At 26.0% G+C, this 17,445-nt stretch carries 9 protein-coding genes, 1 other RNA gene and 1 pseudogene; 10 read left to right on the plus strand and 1 reads right to left on the minus strand.

Annotation, left to right across the window (positions count from 1 at the left end; translation table 4 throughout):
* The first annotated feature begins 183 nt into the window (after positions 1–183).
* From STIUS_RS03685 to STIUS_RS01475, 7 genes are all read left to right on the plus strand, one after another.
* Positions 184–2,796, plus strand: a complete 2,613-nt coding sequence (locus STIUS_RS03685; protein ID WP_203234711.1) for a BspA family leucine-rich repeat surface protein — start codon at positions 184–186, stop codon at positions 2,794–2,796.
* A 238-nt stretch (positions 2,797–3,034) separates the two neighbouring features.
* A complete protein-coding gene (locus STIUS_RS01450) occupies positions 3,035–5,575 on the plus strand; it encodes a BspA family leucine-rich repeat surface protein (protein WP_162649519.1) in 2,541 nt (846 codons plus the stop codon).
* Positions 5,576–5,729: 154 nt separating this feature from the next.
* On the plus strand, positions 5,730–8,342 hold the full coding sequence (locus STIUS_RS01455; protein ID WP_162649520.1) for a BspA family leucine-rich repeat surface protein: 2,613 nt from the start codon (positions 5,730–5,732) through the stop codon (positions 8,340–8,342).
* A gap of 300 nt (positions 8,343–8,642) precedes the next feature.
* The gene (locus STIUS_RS01460) at positions 8,643–11,114 is read left to right on the plus strand and encodes a BspA family leucine-rich repeat surface protein (RefSeq protein ID WP_162649522.1); all 2,472 of its coding nucleotides are present in this window, start codon (positions 8,643–8,645) and stop codon (positions 11,112–11,114) included.
* A gap of 533 nt (positions 11,115–11,647) precedes the next feature.
* Complete coding sequence (locus STIUS_RS01465; RefSeq protein WP_162649523.1) at positions 11,648–13,255, plus strand: hypothetical protein; 1,608 nt, start codon at positions 11,648–11,650, stop codon at positions 13,253–13,255.
* A gap of 48 nt (positions 13,256–13,303) precedes the next feature.
* A complete protein-coding gene (locus STIUS_RS01470; RefSeq protein ID WP_162649525.1) occupies positions 13,304–13,900 on the plus strand; it encodes a hypothetical protein in 597 nt (198 codons plus the stop codon).
* Positions 13,901–14,086: 186 nt separating this feature from the next.
* Positions 14,087–14,839: a hypothetical protein gene (locus STIUS_RS01475; protein WP_162649527.1), complete on the plus strand. Its 753-nt coding sequence runs from the start codon at positions 14,087–14,089 to the stop codon at positions 14,837–14,839.
* A gap of 26 nt (positions 14,840–14,865) precedes the next feature.
* Here STIUS_RS01475 and STIUS_RS01480 read toward each other — a convergent pair.
* Positions 14,866–15,312 (minus strand): annotated as a pseudogene (locus STIUS_RS01480) (flavoprotein); the annotation flags it as partial.
* A gap of 215 nt (positions 15,313–15,527) precedes the next feature.
* Here STIUS_RS01480 and rnpB point away from each other — a divergent pair.
* The 3 genes from rnpB to recA all read left to right on the plus strand — a co-directional run bounded on the left by rnpB (position 15,528) and on the right by recA (position 17,416).
* An RNA gene (gene rnpB / locus STIUS_RS01485) (RNase P RNA component class B) lies at positions 15,528–15,860 on the plus strand.
* 26 nt (positions 15,861–15,886) lie between these two features.
* Positions 15,887–16,348 (plus strand): CinA family protein, encoded by a 462-nt coding sequence (locus STIUS_RS01490; RefSeq protein ID WP_162649529.1) that lies wholly within the window; start codon positions 15,887–15,889, stop codon positions 16,346–16,348.
* Between the two features lie 87 nt (positions 16,349–16,435).
* A complete protein-coding gene (recA, locus tag STIUS_RS01495) occupies positions 16,436–17,416 on the plus strand; it encodes a recombinase RecA (RefSeq protein ID WP_371807437.1) in 981 nt (326 codons plus the stop codon).
* Positions 17,417–17,445 lie beyond the last annotated feature (29 nt).

Genomic DNA, 17,445 nt, shown 5'->3' on the forward strand with positions numbered 1-17,445 from the left:
ATATCTTTAATTTATCTATCTTTAAAATATATCTCAAGATATATTAATAAAATTAAGACACTGAACCAATAAAAAATGAAAAGTAAAAAAATAAAGTAAATAATATTGAAAATTAACAACAGGTTTTCAATAAAGTATTGTTTTTTTTTTTTTTTGTATGATAGTTGAAAGGATTTGATTTATATGAAAGCTGACAATAATTCAAAAAATAAAAGAATCAAGATAACTTCTATAGCTGCTGTTATTTTAATTATTTTAATTTTGTTATCTACATTTTTATCCTTATATTTTTTCTTATGAAAAAACGATAGATCAACTTCAACACATTTGAATACTGTTATTACTGAAACTGAGTTAGGTTGAATTGATGATAATGAAGATTTAAAAATTTTAAATTCTGTTGAATCTTTAAATTCAAAAGCAAATGGTGTTGCTTTGAAAGTAAAAGAAAAAAATGAAACTACTGCTTCAATTTTTTCTACAGATTTAAATTATGTAGGAAATGTTGATGTTAAATTTGAACAAAGACAAGACATTAATACTTTATTAAGTGAAGCTCCAATTATAATTGGTGATGAAATCTTAGGTTTAGAAGTTGAAGAAATAATTGAAAAAATAAAAGATGAAAATCCAAAATTAAAAGAACTAGAATTGTTGATTGAAGACTTTGTTCCAGGAGAAAAAATTAAATTTGTTGTAACTACTTCAACCGAAGGGTATACAGGAAAAATTACTTTTTTTATAACAAAAATTTCTTTATCAAATGTTATTGTAAATAAAGATCTAGGCTTGATAAAAGACAAGAATGAAGAAACAATCAAAAATGAAATAATAAATAAAAACAAAAATAATGAAGCCATTTTAAAATCGTTAGATGAATCATTTATTTTTGAAGATACAAATTTTGATGGTCAAAAATGAACAACAAAAATTTCTGTTAAAAATGATGATAAATTTGATCCTAAACCAGTAGAAGTATCTTTTTTAATTCCTGATAAATTAGATAGCATAATTACTAAAACAGATTTGGGTTATTTAAATGATGATAAAGATGACTCAATTTTAAGTGAAATCAAATCTATAAATAATATTTCTGAAGAAATGTTTAAAGATTTGGATTTACAAATTACAAGAATGACAAAAAACAAAGATGAAGGTCCAAAAGAAATTGTTGTTTATTCTAAAAATCCTTCTTATACTGGTAAAGTTAAAGTTAGTTTTAATATCAAAAAATACATAAGTAAAATAATAAAAGAATTAGATTTGGGATTAATATCTAATCCTAAACCCGAAACAATAATTGAAGCTATTAAATCTAAAAATGATATTCCAGAAGATTTAAAAATAGAAATCAGTGATATAAAAGACACCACAGCAATGGTAACAACAACATCAGAAAAATACCAAGGACACGTAATAGTTAATTATGTATTGAATATACTTATTGAATTAGAAACAGAAAAAGAAGATATATACATTGATGAACAAAAAGAAATAAATATAATCAATTTTAATCTATTAACAGATTTAAAAGTTATTGGAGATGAATTTGTTAGTGCTGAATTAATTGATGGAAAAATACTAATTAAAGGTCTAAAAAACGGTAAGGGTTCTTTAACTGTTACAGCTTCAAATGCATTGGAAGCAAAAACAATAAAAGTAAATGTTTCAAACAAAATTGAAATTAAAGTTGATAAAAATGAATTAGAATTATTAGCTGGAGAAACTCAAATAATTATCGTTTCTAATTGAGAAAAATTAATTAATCCAAAAGCTATCAAAAAAGAAGGAAATATCAATATCAAAAATAATAATGGGAGCATCGCAATCACAGCAGAAGAAAATGCAGGTAATGGAAATGCTCAAATAACAATAAGTGCTGACAATGCTCTAAAAGAACAAAATATTTTAATAACAATTAAAGAAAAAATTGAAATAGTAACTGATAAAGAATCTGATGAACTTTATGTTGGAAAAAGTTCAACTATGAATATTACAAACTTTGCTGATTTAACAAATCTAGAAGTTAAAGCTGCTGGAGCGGTAACTGCTACAAATGTTGATGGACTAATTACAATTACTGCTGAAGCGACTGCTGGAAAAGGGACTATTACAATTTCAGCTGATAATGCAGTTGCATCAAAAGTTATTAAAATTACTGTAAAAGAGAATGGTTGACCAAAGAAAATGGACTCGGAATGAATTGATCCAACAAGTGGAGAAATTAAATCAGGTGCAAAAATACCTGAAGGTGTGAAAAAGGTAACAAGAATTGGTTATGATGGAATTGGGACGGCACATAGAATGCCTAAAAGTATAATTGAAGTTCCCGACTTTATATCGCCTAAAATAACAAATATGGGTTATATGTTTGAAAGTTCAAAAGCATTTGATCAGGATATTTCTGCTTGGGATGTATCAAATGTAACAGACATGAATCGAATGTTTAGTGGTGCAAAAGCATTTAATCAGGATATTTCTGCTTGGAACGTGTCAAATGTAACGGATATGCAAAATATGTTTAAGGGTAACCAAGTATTTAACCAAGATATTTCTCGTTGGGATGTATCAAGTGTTACAGATATGGATCAAATGTTTGATGAAGCTACAAAATTCAATCAGAATATTTCTCGTTGGGATGTATCAAGTGTAAAGAAAATGTATGGTATGTTTAGAGATGCTAAAGCATTTAATCAAAATATTTCTGCTTGGAATGTATCAAAAGTATTTTCTTGAAGATATTTTGCTACTTATTGCCCAATAGACGGAACATCCAAAATGCCAAAATTTAAATAGATAGCTTTAAATATACTATTGAAAGGGGCTTTTATTTCTGTTTTAGTGTCCTATATATCTTTAATTTATCTATCTTTAAAATATATCTCAAGATATATTAATAAAATTAAGACACTGAACCAATAAAAAATGAAAAGTAAAAAAATAAAGTAAATAATATTGAAAATTAACAACAGGTTTTCAATAAAGTATTGCTTTTTTTTTTTTTTTGTATGATAGTTGAAAGGATTTAATTGAAATGAAAGCTGACAATAATTCAAAAAATAAAAGAATCAAGATAACTTCTATAGCTGCTGTTATTTTAGTTATTTTAATTTTTTTATCTACATTTTTATCCTTATATTTTTTCTTATGAAAAAACGATAGATCAACTTCAACACATTTGAATACTGTTATTACTGAAACTGAGTTAGGTTGAATTGATGATAATGAAGATTTAAAAATTTTAAGTTCTGTTGAATCTTTAAATTCAAAAGCAAATGGTGTTGCTTTGAAAGTAAAAGAAAAAAATGAAACTACTGCTTCAATTTTTTCTACAGATTTAAATTATGTAGGAAATGTTGATGTTAAATTTGAACAAAGACAAGACATTAATACTTTATTAAGTGAAACTCCAATTATAATAGGTGATGAGATCTTAGGTTTAGAAGTTGAAGAAATAATTGAAAAAATAAAAGATGAAAATCCAAAATTAAAAGAACTAGAATTGTTGATTGAAGACTTTGTTCCAGGAGAAAAAATTAAATTTGTTGTAACTACTTCAACCGAAGGGTATACAGGAAAAATTACTTTTTTTATAACAAAAATTTCTTTATCAAATATTATTGTAAATAAGGATCTAGGTTTAATAAAAGACAAGAATGAAGAAACAATCAAAAATGAAATAATAAATAAAAACAAAAATAATGAAGCCATTTTAAAATCGTTAGATGAATCATTTATTTTTGAAGATACAAATTATGATGGTCAAAAATGAACAACAAAAATTTCTGTTAAAAATGATGATAAATTTGATCCTAAACCAGTAGAAGTATCTTTTTTAATTCCTGATAAATTAGATAGCATAATTACTAAAACAGATTTGGGTTATTTAAATGATGATAAAGATGACTCAATTTTAAGTGAAATCAAATCTATAAATAATATTTCTGAAGGAATGTTTAAAGATTTGGATTTACAAATTACAAGATTGACAAAAAACAAAGATGAAAACCCAATAGAAATTATTGTTTATTCTAAAAATCCTTCTTATACTGGTGAAGTTAAAGTTAGTTTTAATATCAAAAAAGACATAAGTAAAATAATAAAAGAATTAGATTTAGGATTAATATCTAATCCTAAACCCGAAACAATAATTGAAGCTATTAAATCTAAAAATGATATTCCAGAAGATTTAAAAATAGAAATCAGTGATGTAAAAGACACCACAGCAATGGTAACAACAACATCAGAAAAATACCAAGGACACGTAATAGTTAATTATGTATTGAATATACTTATTGAATTAGAAACAGAAAAAGAAGATATATACATTGATGAACAAAAAGAAATAAATATAATCAATTTTAATCTATTAACAGATTTAAAAGTTATTGGAGATGAATTTGTTAGTGCTAAATTAACTGATGGAAAAATACTAATTAAAGGTCTAAAAAACGGTAAGAGTTCTTTAACTGTTACAGCTTCAAATGCATTGGAAGCAAAAACAATAGAAGTAAATGTTTCAAACAAGATTGAAATTAAAGTTGATAAAAATGAATTAGAATTGTTAGCTGGAGAAACTCAAACTATTATAGTTTCTAATTGAGAAAAATTAATTAATCCAAAAGCTATCAAAAAAGAAGGAAATATCAATATTAAAAATAATAATGGAAGCATCGTAATAACAGCAGATGAAAATGCAGGTAATGGAAATGCTCAAATAACAATAAGCGCTGACAATGCTTTAAACGAACAAAATATTTCAATAATAATTAAATCAAAAATAGAAATAATGACTGATAAAGATTCTGATGAACTTTATGTTGGGGAAACTTCAACTATTAATATTACAAACTTTTCTGATCTAACAAATCTAGAAGTTATAGATGATGGACAAATAACTACTACGAATACAGAAGGAGTAATTACAATAATCGCTAAAGAAGCTGCTGGAGAAGGGAATGTTACAATTTCAGCTGATAATGCAGTTGCATCAAAAATTATTAGAATTATTGTAAAAGAGAATAGCTGACCAGAGAAAATAGACTCTGAATGAATTGATCAAACAAGTGGAGAAATTAAATCAGGGACAAAAATACCTGAAGGTGTGAAAATTGTAACAAGAATTGGTTATGATGAAAATGGAGTGGTTCACCGAATGCCAAAAACAATAATGGAAGTACCAGAAATAATATCTCCAAAAATAACTTCTTTATATAATATGTTTGCAGAAGCTAGCAGTTTTAACAATAAAAATATTACTAATTGGGATGTGTCAAGTGTAACCAATATGGAAGGGATGTTTTGAAAAACAGGAGTGTTCAATCAGGATATTTCTGCTTGGGATGTGTCAAGTGTAACCAATATGAGGCGGATGTTTTACAATACCTGAGCATTTAATCAAGATATTTCTGCTTGGGATGTGTCAAATGTAACCAATATGGAAGGGATGTTTCAAAAATCAATAGTGTTCAATCAGGATATTTCTCGTTGGGATGTGTCAAATGTAACTGTATATACTGATTTTGCAGGTGAATGTAAAATAAATGGAACATATAAAATGCCAAAATTTAAATAGATAGTTTAAAGTTTTAAAATATTTTTAATCAATTAATAATAAAAAATGAAAAGTAAAAAAATAAAGTAAATAATATTGAAAATTAACAACAGGTTTTCAATAAAGTATTGCTTTTTTTTTTTTTTTGTATGATAGTTGAAAGGAATTGATTTATATGAAAGCTGACAATAATTCAAAAAATAAAAGAGTCAAGATAACTTCTATAGCTGCTGTTATTTTAATTATTTTAATTATGTTATCTACATTTTTATCCTTATATTTTTTCTTATGAAAAAACGATAAAGCAACTACAACACATTTGAATACTGTTATTACTGAAACTGAGCTAGGTTGAATTGATGATAATGAAGATTTAAAAATTTTAAGTTCTGTTGAATCTTTAAATTCAAAAGCAAATGGTGTTGCTTTGAAAGTAAAAGAAAAAAATGAAACTACTGCTTCAATTTTTTCTACAGATTTAAATTATGTAGGAAATGTTGATGTTAAATTTGAACAAAGACAAGACATTAATACTTTACTGAGTGAATCTCCAATTATAATTGGTGATGAAATCTTAGGTTTAGAAGTTGAAGAAATAATTGAAAAAATAAAAGATGAAAATCCAAAATTAAAAGAACTAGAATTGTTGATTGAAGACTTTGTTCCAGGAGAAAAAATTAAATTTGTTGTAACTACTTCAACCGAAGGGTATACAGGAAAAATTACTTTTTTTATAACAAAAATTTCTTTATCAAATGTTATTGTAAATAAAGATCTAGGCTTGATAAAAGACAAGAATGAAGAAACAATCAAAAATGAAATAATAAATAAAAACAAAAATAATGAAGCCATTTTAAAATCGTTAGATGAATCATTTATTTTTGAAGATACAAATTTTGATGGTCAAAAATGAACAACAAAAATTTCTGTTAAAAATGATGATAAATTTGATCCTAAACCAGTAGAAGTATCTTTTTTAATTCCTGATAAATTAGATAGCATAATTACTAAAACAGATTTGGGTTATTTAAATGATGATAAAGATGACTCAATTTTAAGTGAAATCAAATCTATAAATAATATTTCTGAAGAAATGTTTAAAGATTTGGATTTACAAATTACAAGATTGACAAAAAACAAAGATGAAAACCCAATAGAAATTATTGTTTATTCTAAAAATCCTTCTTATACTGGTGAAGTTAAAGTTAGTTTTAATATCAAAAAAGACATAAGTAAAATAATAAAAGAATTAGATTTAGGATTAATATCTAATCCTAAACCCGAAACAATAATTGAAGCTATTAAATCTAAAAATGATATTCCAGAAGATTTAAAAATAGAAATCAGTGATATAAAAGACACCACAGCAATGGTAACAACAACATCAGAAAAATACCAAGGACACGTAATAGTTAATTATGTATTGAATATACTTATTGAATTAGAAACAGAAAAAGAAGATATATACATTGATGAACAAAAAGAAATAAATATAATCAATTTTAATCTATTAACAGATTTAAAAGTTATTGGAGATGAATTTGTTAGTGCTGAATTAATTGATGGAAAAATACTAATTAAAGGTCTAAAAAACGGTAAGGGTTCTTTAACTGTTACAGCTTCAAATGCATTGGAAGCAAAAACAATAGAAGTAAATGTTTCAAACAAGATTGAAATTAAAGTTGATAAAAATGAATTAGAATTATTAGCTGGAGAAACTCAAACTATTATAGTTTCTAATTGAGGTGAATTACTTAGTCCAAAAGTTACCAAAGAAGGAGATATCAATATTGAAAACAATAGTGGAATAATAGCGGTCACAGCAGATAAAAATACAGGTAATGGAAATGCTCAAATAACAATAAGTGCTGACAATGCTTTAAACGAACAAAATATTTTAATATCAATTAAATCAAAAATTGAAATAGTAACTGATAAACATTCTGATGAAATTTATGTTGGAAAAACTTCAACTATTAATATTACAAACTTTTCTGATCTAACAAAACCAGTAGTTACAGCTGCTGGAGCGGTAAATGCTACAAATGTTGGTGGAGTAATTACAATTACTGCTGGAGCGACTGCTGGAAAAGGTACTATTACAATTTCAGCTGATAATGCAGTTGAATCAAAAGTTATTGCAATAACTGTAACAGAGAATGGTTGACCAGAAAAAATGGATTCAGAATGAATTGATCCAACAAGTGAAAAAATTAAATCAGGAACAAAAATACCTGTTGGTGTAACTAAAGTTACAAGAATTGGTTATGATGAATGAGGAAAAGCTCATGAAATGCCAACATCAATAATAGAAGTTCCTGACGTTGTATCGCCTAAAATAAAAGATATGTCATATTTATTTTATTATTCATATGCTTTTAATGATGTGAATATTGTAAATTGAAATACGTCAAATGTAACAAAAATGAGTGCTATGTTTTCAGAATCAAAGGCATTCAATCAGGATATTTCTGCTTGGGATGTATCAAATGTAACTAAAATGAACTCTATTTTTTCATTCTCAATTTTCAATAAAGATATTTCAAATTGAGATACGTCAAATGTAACAAGTATGTATGGTGTGTTTTGAAATAACCTAGAATTTAATCAGGATATTTCTGCTTGGGATGTATCAAATGTATTAAGTATGGATATGATGTTTGAAAACGCAAAGGCATTCAAACAAAATATTTCTGCTTGGGATGTATCAAATGTTAAAAGTTATAATAGATTTTCTATTGGCTGTCCAATAGACGGAACGTCCAAGATGCCACCAAAATTTAAATAATTTTTGATTGTATTATTGTAAAAAATTCATAATAATGAAAATTAAGTTTATTATAAACTTGATTTTTTTGTATAAATAAATCTAAATTTTCTGAATAAAATATAACTATTTAAAAAGGAATAGTAACTAAAATAAAAGTCTATAATTTAGCTATTTTTATTTTTGAAAAACAAAGCAAATTTGAATACTGATGAAATAAAAAAGACACTAAAAAATATATTGAAAATTAATAATAGTTTTTCAATAAAGTATTGCTTTTTTTTTTTTTTTTAATATGATTATTAAAAGGTTAAAATTCATATGAAAGATGATAACAATTTAGAAAAGAAAAGAAATAAGAAAATTTCTTTAGTGGCAATTATTTTGCTATTTTTGATTTTTTTATCTACATTTTTATCTTTATATTTTTTCTTATGAAAAAACGATAAACCAACTACTGTACACTTAAATACTGTTATCACTGAAACTGACTTAGGTTGAATTGATGATAATGAAGATCTAACAGTTTTAAATTCAGTTGAAACTTTAAATTCAAAAGCAAATGGCATTGCTTTAAAAGTGAAACAAAAAAATGAAAATAGTGCTTCAATTTTTTCAACAGATTTAAATTATGTAGGAGATGTAGATGTTAATTTTGATCAAAGAAAAGATATTAATACTTTGTTGAGCAATTCTCCAATAATAGTAGGTGATAATATCAAGATTTGAGATGAAGCTGTAGTAATTCAAGAAATTAAAAAAGAAAATCCAGAATTAAATGAATTGAAATTGCACATTGAAGACTTTGTTCCAGGAGAAAAAATTAAATTTGTTGTAACTACTTCAACCGAAGGGTATAAAGGAAAAATTACTTTTTTTATAACAAAAATTTCTTTATCTAGTATCATTGTAAATAGAGATTTAGGATTAATAAAAGATAAAAATCCAGAAACAATTATAGAACAGATAATAAATAAAAATAAAAATCATGAAGCCATTTTAAAATCAATAGATAAAGATAATCTTTTTCAATTTTCAGACGTTCGTTTTGAAGAACAAAAATGAACAACTTCAATTTCTATTAAAAGTGATCCAAGATTTAATGAAGATGAAGTAGTAGTATCGTTTTTAATTCCTGATAAATTAGAAAGCATAATTACAGATACTTATTTAGGTTATTTGGTAGACGATGAAACTGAAACTATTTTAAGTGCAATCAAGTCAACAAATAATATTTCTGATGAAATTTTTAAAGACTTAGATTTACAGATCTTAAAATCAACAAAAAGTAGAAGTGAAGCTCCAATGGAAATTAGTGTTTATTCTAGAAATACTTCTTATATAGGTAAAGTTAAAATTACTTTTAATGTCAAAAAAGATATAAGTGAAATAATAACAAATTCAAATTTAGGATTAATAGCTAATGAAGAATCTAAAACAATAGCTAATGCTGTTATTAAAAATAATACTATGCCTGATGATTTAGAAATAGAAATCAAAGATATAAAAGACACTACAGCAAAAGTAACAACAACATCAGAAAAATATCAAGGAGATGTCGATGTTAATTATGTGTTAAATGTGGTTATACAATTAGATTCAGAAAAAGTAGACATATACGTTGATCAAGAAAAAGAAATAAATGTAACAAACTTTAATTTATTAACTGATTTAAAGGTTACTGGAGATGAATTTGTTAGTGTTAGTGATGAATTAATTGATGGAAAAATATTAATTAAAGGTCAAAAAGACGGTAAGGGTTCTTTAACTGTTACAGCTTCAAATGCAATGGAAGCAAAAACAATAGAAGTTAATGTTTCAAGCAAGATTAAAATAGAAGTTGATCAAACAAAATTAGAATTATTAGCTGGAACAACTCAAACTATTAAAGTTTCTAACTGAAATAATTTACTTTGTCCAACAGTGGCCAAAGAAGGAAATATTGAAATTAAAAGTATTGATGGAACAATCTCAATAACAGCAAATGAAAATGCTGGTGATGAAAATGCTCAAATAACAATAAATGCTGACAATGCATTAAATGAACAAAATATTTCAATAGCAATTAAATCAAAAATTGAAATAATAACTGACAAAGATTCTGATGTACTTGATATTGGAGAAAAATCAACTATCAATATTACTAATTATGCTCATTTAACAAACACAGTAGTTACAGCTGATGGAACCGTAACTGCTACAAATGTTGATGGTGTTATTACAATTACTGCTGGTGATTTGCCTGGAGAAGGTACTATTACAATTTCAGCTGATAATGCAGTTAAATCAAAAGTTATTAAAATAACTGTAAAAGAGATTAGTTCACTAAATCAGATGGATTCAGAATGAATTGATCCAAAAACTGGTGAAGTCAAATCGGGAACTGCAATTCCTCATGGTGTAACTAAGATTACAAGAATAGGTTATGATGAAGAAGGGAGAGCACATAGATTGCCTACAACTACAGTTGAAGTTCCTAACTTTATTTCTCCTAAAATAATTCGTTTAAGTGATTTGTTTTTCAACAACCCATCATTTAATCAGGATATTTCTGGTTGGGATGTATCAAATGTGATTTCTATGAACCATTTGTTTTCAGGCGCTAAAAGTTTTAATCAGAATATTTCTAATTGGAAGGTATCAAATGTATACAATATGGATTATATGTTTAGGGGTGCTGCAGCTTTTAATCAGGATATTTCTAATTGGGATGTATCAAATGTAACAAGTTGAACTTGATTTTCACTTAATTGTCCTATAAACGCAACATCTAAAATGCCAAAATTTAAATAATTTTTTGTTGTATTATTGTAAGAATCTTATTTATAACTATTTTTAAATAATCAATAATTATGAAAATCAAGTTTATAATAAACTTGATTTTTGTTTTGTTCGTTTATTTTGAGAATAATGTTATTTGCATTTCAGTTAGCAATCAGTTTAGTATCCAAAAATAAAAATGGTTGCTATTTCTATTGATAAAAAAAGATGTCATTTTAATTCAAAGAATTTTCAGTACTTATTATAAAAATCAAACATTGGAATTTAAAACTAACAATATCAATATTAAAATTGTAAAAAGGGATTAATATCTAAAAAAAATTTGAAAATAAAGTCACATTTTGATAAAATATATTTGTCTAATGAAAAAACTAAAATCTCAATTTATATCTAAATAGGCTTTACCTGCAACAAGATTTGTTAAAGATAATAAATTGATTATTTATCACAAATTAACTAACAATAAATATAATTTTGTAATTAGTTTTTTAATTAAATATGTAGAAATATTTAATTAATTTAAATAAAAGGGGGAAAGGTAGTATATGGAAAAAAAGTATGTTTTAAATAATTTACTACACATGACATTCCTTATGATAATTTTACTTTTATCATTACTATCTGTAACGTTGTTTGAAGTTGAAGGTGAAAAAGTTATTTTTTACCTTTTTGTGTCGAAGGATAATTTCAGACCAATAGAGCATAGTAGTAGTGAGTCAATGCAATTAATTTCTGTTTATTCCACAGTTGCAACAATTTTAATAACTCCTTTTGGTTTGGTATTCTCATATATATATTTTATTAAGAAAAACAAAAATAAGCAGTTTTATGTTTTCTTAATTGGATTTGGTATATTTCACTTCATAACATTATTGTTTAATTTAATATGTTTTTATTTAATGAAAGGCTGAATAAGTCAATCAGGACAAGTAATGGAAATCAATGGAAAAGTTGTTACAAGTTTAAATATAAAACTTACATTATCATTTGTTTTGATTGTGTGTAGATCTTTTTCTTTTATTTGAATAATTATTCGTAATAAGATGATTGCTATTAACAAACAAAAAATAAGAGAATTTGAATTGAAAACTGAGTCTTTAAATTCAAAAAGAATACCGTTGGGAGAACTTGCATCTAAAATAGTTGAGATTTCAGATTTACGTAAAAAATTAGGATTAGAATATTTATCTGAAAAAAATAAATTGTCTGAAATTGTTGAAATAAATGAAAACCTAAAGATTGAACTAGATAATGCAAGTGAAATTTCAAAAGATTTTAATTTAAAATTGAGTGAAATTTCAAAAAACAAAAATCAATTAAATTATTTAGAAAAACAAAATGAAGAAGTGGCTGTTTTAATTGAAGAAGAAAAACAAAAACTTTCAAAAGCAAAAGCTACTTTTGAAAGTTTAAACTCTTCAATTTTAAGTCTTGAAAAAGATATTAAAGAGAAACAAAAAAAATCAGAATCAATGAATGCCCAATATCAAAAACTTTTAGATCTTGAAAAAAATGAAAATGATTTAGAAAAACAAAATGAAAAATTAGTTATGTCAATTGAAAAACAAAATGAAAAATTGGCAATGGCAAAAACTACTTTTGAAAGTTTAAACTCTTCAATTTTAAGTCTTGAAAAAGATATTAAAGAGAAACAAGAAATTTCAGAGTCTTTAGACAAGAAATTAGTAGAAGAAACTAAACATCAAAGCGAATTAGAAAAACAAAATGAAATTGTATCAGTAAAAATTCAAGAAGAAAAAAACAAATTTTTTGAAGCAAACAAAGATTTTGAGAAAATTACTATCGATAATAAAAAGTTGGAACAAGACATTAAAAAACAGGAAATTCACTCTAACAATATGAAAAATGAAGTTAATGAAAATAATAAATATAGATACCAACAAAGAATTTTATTGAGTAACTACAGAAAACTAATTGCTTCATTAAAAGAACAATCAGAAATCTTAATTGAAGCTCAAGCAAGACAAGAAATTGAATTATTGAAAACTAAAGAAGAACCAAACATGTCTAGCGAAAGAAAGATTGAAGTTTTAGAAGCGGCTTTGGCCTTTAATGAAGATCAAAGAAAATCACAGTTTGAATTTCAAAAAATGTTATTTGATGAAATGGATTTTAATTCAAAAAAAGAGTAATACCTTAATAACATAATTGAGTAGTAATTTATTAAGAAGGAAAAGAATATGGAAACAAGACTAACAAAAATTCAAAAATTCAAAATGTCTCTATGAATAATAGGATTTATATTTTTCATTGTGATGTCTACACTAGCTGTTTCTTTTGGGATAGTTTTAAGCAGAACAAAAAAAATTGATTTGAATTCGGTTATTACAAACACAAAATTAGGATTTATTGACAATAATGAACCAAATACAATTATTAATAAAGTGTTTGAGCTGAATCCAAATGCTAAAGATTTGTCTTTAAAAGTTGATGAGTTTCAAATAAAAGATGACTATGCAATAGTTTATGCTCTAAACTCTAATTATTCTAAAAATGTTAAAGTATCTTTTGAGCTAGCTATAGACTTAGCAACTCTATTGGAAGAAAACCCATTTTTACCAGTTGATAAATGAAACGAAAACAATTCGGATATTGATATTTTAAAAATTATAGATGAAATGTATGGAGAGCAATTAAAAGATGAAAATGGAGAAAAGTTACCACTAGAAGTAATTGACAAAAATATTAATGCTAAGACAGTTACGATCAAAACAACTAAGGAAGGTTACTTTGGGAAAATAGTATTTTATTTTCTTGAAAAGCCGAGTAATAATTAAAACTTTACACGTAGATAACAAAAAAACTTTTTGTTATTTTTTTATTAAAATTTAAAATCGTTTTTAATAATAAATATTTTATAAATAAACTCCTGAATGTTTTTTTAAAAAACATACATTTTATCTTATGTTTTATTTAGCAGTTAATTATTATAAAATATTTTCATACAACGAAAAGGGGATCTTATGATTTTTATAGCCAAACTTCAAATAGAAATTAATCAATTAGTAGATTTAAATAGTAAATTTCCCAATGTAATACAACCAGATAAAATTGAGAATATTCTAAACAGTTGAGAAACTATAAAGGCTAATCCAGAATCTCATGAGCATACATCTTCATTGGATATTTTTAAAAGAGAACTTAAAGGATGCATTGCTATGTTGGAAAACCAAGGCAGTCCACATCAAAGAATGGATGAAGGAGCCGATATTAACAACTTACAGGCTCGTTTAAATAGAATTAGTAGTACCGTCATAAAAAGACAGCCGTTACATCCTATGGAAGAAGAACCTGTTTTACCTGCCACACAACCAACTCCGCTATCTGAACAAGCCGATTCATATGCAAAACATACTGCATTTTCTGAACAAGCAGCAACTTATGGTCAAATACATCCAATGGATGTGGGAGAAATTTTACCTGCTACACAACCAACTAGAGTTTCAGCAGTGGGAATAGAACCATCAAGACCAATGATTCAACCTTTTTTAAAAACACAAATTACTCAACAACAACCATTTCAAATGAATATAAAAACACAAGATCAATCAAACGAGAAAGAAAAAGAAATTAGTTTAGCAACATCTTTAAAACAAAAATATGAGTTAGAGTTAAGAACAATGATTGATAAAGGTAATTTAGATAATGAATTAATGAAAGAAAAATCAATGATTATTAAATCTTTAGAACTATTAATAATGAATTTAAAACTATAAAAAAGAACCATTAATATTTGGTTCTTTTATTTAATTAATTTTTCAATAAATTCTATTGTAGATTTAACATCAGGTACTGTATAGTAATCTTCTTCTACAACGTTTAAGTTTTCAATTATTGGATCAAGAATGTGTCAATTTGGAGCGTTATCACTTTTGATTCATTCAACATTTCTTTTTGTAGCAGCATTGTTATACATTCTACTGAACCCGGCAGGTGAAAATACCACGGGTTTCAATGTATGAGAAACCAAAGTTGAACAATATTCATCAGGAATACCCAAAGCAACGCGATTCATGAATAATAAAGTTGAAGGATAAACTATTGTTAAGTCCGCTTCGTCAGCAATATTAAAATGTGAAGGGTAGTGTAATTCATGAAAACTAGTTCTGTTATGAATTTCAGTTTCAACTCCAACTTTTAAATCTCCAAAGTCTATAAATTTTTTAGCATTTTCTGTTGCATAAGTAACAACTGTATAATTTTTTTAATAAGTTTGAAATATAAATCCAATGCTTTAGTAGCTTTGGATGATCCAGTAATAATTAAATTAATATGTTTTGTCATTTTGCACCTAAATTTAAAAATATTATAACCTTGTTTTTTTAACATATAACAAAAAAACAAAAAAATATTATGATTTGAATTATGTTTTTTGGTGGTTTTCAATTAATATATTAATGAATCAAAATGAACCAACTGCTATATTTGAAAAAGAATATAGAGGAAACTCCGCGCTTGCACCACCTGCGATGGTGGTAGTGATTGTGCCAAAGAATAAGGTGACTTTGGGTGCCGTAAGGTAACGACGTTTAATCAACCTAAGGGCAACTATGGTTGATGCATAAAGTGCCACAGAGACGAGTAAAGGGAAACCTGGAAATGGAACGCGGTAAACTCCGCAAGCAAGAAACTCAAATTTTGGTAGAGGAATTCAAATTGGATAACTGAATCTAATTTGTGATCGTAAGATAGATAAATAGTTGGTACACGTAAGTGAACAGAACGCGGGTTATGATTTTTGATTCTATTTTTTAAGGACTTATATGGAAAGATTAATTGAATGAGCAATAAACAATAATTATTCAATATCTACATGTGAATCATTTACTGGTGGAGCGTTTTCAAATGCTCTTACAAATGTATCTGGTTCTTCAAAAGCATATAAGGGTGGGTTTGTTTGTTATTCAAATGAATTCAAAGTTGATGTTTTAAAAATTGATATAAAAGTAATTAAAAAATATTCACCAGTAAGCGTTGAGGTTTTAACTGAAATGCTAAATAAAACACAAAAAATATTGCTAACAGATATTGTAATAGGATATACTGGTTGAGCTCCTCCGCTTGACAAAAAAAATTCTGATTCAGGATTAACTTATTATGGTTTTAAAATAAAAGACGAAATAACTATTATTGAATATAAATTAGAAGCCAATATGGATAGAAGTCATTTTAAAACTATAATGATTGAAAAATTAATAAAACAAATAGAAAAAAGAATGATTTAATTTTTTTCTGACGTTATATATAACGGAGGAAATAAAATGAACTTTACAAAAACACAAATAGAAGGGAACGTTATTGTGCCAAAAGATATATTTGAAGATCCAGATTTAAAAGCGGTCTTAAAAGAGATAGAAAAAACACATGGTAAAGGATCAATCATGACTCTTGGAGATCAAATTGATTCTAAAGTTGAAGTAATTTCATCAGGAAGTTTATTACTTGATGAAATAATAGGTGTCGGTGGATATCCTAAAGGTAGAGTTATTGAAATTTTTGGACCAGAATCAAGTGGTAAAACAACTCTTGCACTGCACGCAATTGCCGAAGCTCAAAGAGAGGGTGGAATTGCTGCGTTTATTGATGCAGAACATTCATTAGATCCAAGTTATGCTAAAAGAATTGGAGTAGATATTGATAACCTAATTGTGTCTCAACCAGATTCAGGAGAACAAGGATTAGAGATTTTAGAAGCTCTTGTTAAGTCAGGAAAAGTAAGTATTGTTATTGTTGATTCAGTTGCAGCACTAGTTCCAAAAGCAGAACTTGATGGTGAAATGTCTGACCAACAAATAGGAGCTCAAGCTAGACTTATGTCAAAAGCTTTAAGAAAAGTTAATGGAATAATTAACAAAACTAATACTGTAGTTATTTTTATTAATCAACTACGTGAAAAGGTTGGTGTCATTTTTGGTAACCCAGAAGTTACACCTGGTGGACGTGCATTACGTTTTTACTCGTCATTAAGATTAGAGGTTAGAAAGGGTGAAACTATATTACAAAATGGTGTAGCTACAGGCAATAAAGCTAAGATTAAGGTAGTTAAAAACAAAGTTTCGCCACCATTTAAAACATGTCAGATTCTTATTCAATACAATTTAGGAATTGATAAAATGCTAGAAGTAATAGAATTAGGAATTCAAAGAAATATTATTGACAAAGCTGGATCTTGATTTTCATACAATGGTGAAAAAATTGGTCAAGGAAAAGATAGTGTTAAAGAATTTTTAAATGCAAATCCAAAAGCATATGAAGAGATAAGTATTAAATTAAAACAAAATGATATAAAATAATTTTGTTAGTAAATCTAACACGCAGCCTT

The organism is Spiroplasma sp. TIUS-1 (assembly GCF_010365785.1).
Taxonomy (GTDB): Bacteria; Bacillota_I; Bacilli_A; order Mycoplasmatales; family Mycoplasmataceae; genus TIUS-1.